The organism is Arthrobacter sp. ov407 (assembly GCF_900102895.1).
In the GTDB taxonomy this organism is placed as follows: Bacteria; Actinomycetota; Actinomycetes; order Actinomycetales; family Micrococcaceae; genus Arthrobacter.
This window is the reverse complement of record NZ_FNGD01000016.1, coordinates 97,127-99,155: the sequence shown is the minus strand read 5'-3', so window position 1 is coordinate 99,155 and position 2,029 is coordinate 97,127. Positions and strand designations below refer to the sequence as shown.

Below are 2,029 nucleotides of genomic sequence, written 5' to 3'. Positions count from 1 at the left end.
GATTTCTCCGGCAAGCCCGAGCACATCGAGGCGATCTGCGACTCCAAGCCCGAGGTCTTCGCCCACAACGTCGAAACCGTGCCCCGGATCTTCAAGCGGATCCGCCCGGCGTTCCGCTACGAGCGCTCCCTGGACGTCATCACGCAGGGCCGCAAGCTCGGCATGGTGACCAAGTCCAACCTGATCCTCGGCATGGGCGAGACCCGCGAGGAAATTTCCGAGGCGCTGCGGGACCTGCACGAGGCCGGCTGCGACCTGATCACCATCACCCAGTACCTGCGCCCGTCCGAGCGCCACCTGCCGGTGGACCGCTGGGTCAAGCCGCAGGAATTCGTGGACCTGCAGAATGAGGCGGACGAGATCGGCTTCCTCGGCGTCATGTCCGGGCCGCTGGTGCGTTCCTCCTACCGCGCCGGCCGGCTCTGGGCCACCGCGATGCGCAAGAAGGGCTGGGAAATCCCGGCCGAGCTCGCACACATCGAAAGCTCGGGCAGCACCCGCCAGGAAGCCAGCTCGCTGCTGGCAGCGCGTTCCTGAACCCTGTTCTAACACCCCTCCAGTCAAGGGCCGGCACCGGAGTCATCCGGTGCCGGCCCTTGGCCGTCCATCACGTAGAATTAAGGCACTATGGCGAATTCCCCTGATCCCAGCAACTCCAGCCCGGCTTCCGATGCTCCGAAGCGCGGACTCTTCTCCCGCAAGCCCAAGGAAGCAAAGGCCAAGAAGCCGAGCCGGCTGAAGCAGATCGGCGAGGTCTTCCAGATGACGCGCCGCCACGATCCCATGGTTCCGTGGCTGATGTTGCTGGCCTTCCTGGGTGTTGTCGCCGTCAGCCTCCTGGTCGGTTTCCTGCTCAACAACTGGATCACCGGCCTGATCATCGGCATCGCGCTGGGTGCCCTTGCAGCCACCCTGATCCTGTCCCGCCGTGCCGAGCGCGCCGCGTTCGCGCAGATCGAGAACCAGCCGGGCGCTTCAGGGGCCGCACTGGGCACGCTCAAGCGCGGCTGGATCACCGAGGACCAGCCAGTCGCCGTGAACCCGCGTACGCAGGATGCCGTCTTCCGCGCCATCGGCCGTCCCGGCGTCGTGCTCGTCAGCGAGGGTCCCAGCAACCGGGTCAAGCCGCTGGTCGACGCCGAGCGCAAGCGTCTTGCACGCATCCTCCCCAACGTGACGATCCACGTGATCGAGAGCGGCCGCGGTGAGGGCCAGGTGCCGCTCAGCCAGATCGCCAAGAAGATGAACAAGCTCAAGGGCGAACTGACCAAGACCGAGGTCAGCGCCGTGTCCAAGCGCATTTCGTCGCTCGGCGGTCGCCTGCCCATCCCGAAGGGCATCGATCCCTACAAGGCCCGTCCGGATCGCAAGGCGGCCCGCGGACGCTAGGGAAGCCCGCAGCCCGTCAGTAGCAAGCCAGAAACGCCAGTAACGCAGAAACGCCCCGGTTCACGGCCATTCCAGGTCGCCAGCCGGGGCGTTTCCATTACCGCCGGACATCCACCCGACGGATGCCAGGAACCAGGAGAACCGCATGACATTCCCCCCGACGGCCATCATGATCCGTATCTTCCGGGGGCTGGCGATCGCCGAAGCGTTCAGCTGGGCCGCGTTGCTGGTAGGCATGGTGCTCAAATGGGTGACCCGGACGACAGAACTCGGCGTGGAGATTGCCGGCCCGATTCACGGCGCTTTCTTCATCGGCTATGCGATCGCGGCGTTGAGCCTGTGGGCGAAGCTTCGCTGGCCGTTCCGGGTTGCCGTGCTGTCGGGCCTGTCCGCCGTCATCCCCTTCGCGACCGTCTGGTTTGAACGCTGGGCCGGGCGCCGCGGTCACCTGGCGGTGCAGGCCGGAGAGGCTGCGCCGGCGCCGGCCCAGGAGCCAGCGGGGGTCTAGTTCCGCTCGGGACCTCGGGTTCTATGCGCCGTGGCACCCTCGCTGCGCCCATCTGACACACATGGCCGCTATGCGGGAAGGTTTACCGGCCATTCGTGGCAAACGGACAAGGAATCGCGGAGCCGCGGCACC

Annotated in this window: 3 protein-coding genes; all 3 read left to right on the top strand. The window is 66.4% G+C overall.

Features of this window, described 5'->3' with window-relative positions; translation table 11 throughout:
- Positions 1-537 (top strand): lipoyl synthase (locus BLS42_RS18035; RefSeq protein WP_143019232.1); only part of this gene is annotated, 537 nt, incomplete at its 5' end.
- 90 nt (positions 538-627) lie between these two features.
- Positions 628-1,389, top strand: a complete 762-nt coding sequence (locus BLS42_RS18030; protein WP_090583632.1) for a DUF4191 domain-containing protein — start codon at positions 628-630, stop codon at positions 1,387-1,389.
- Between the two features lie 145 nt (positions 1,390-1,534).
- Entirely contained in the window at positions 1,535-1,897 is a 363-nt protein-coding gene (locus tag BLS42_RS18025; protein WP_090583631.1) for a DUF3817 domain-containing protein, read from the top strand.
- The last annotated feature ends 132 nt before the right edge of the window (positions 1,898-2,029 follow it).

What these genes read in the sequence shown, in the direction of transcription:
- BLS42_RS18030 (WP_090583632.1), top strand. Translation starts at nt 628, where the DNA reads ATGGCGAATTCCCCTGATCCCAGCAACTCCAGCCCGGCTTCCGATGCT.
- BLS42_RS18025 (WP_090583631.1), top strand. Translation starts at nt 1,535, where the DNA reads ATGACATTCCCCCCGACGGCCATCATGATCCGTATCTTCCGGGGGCTG.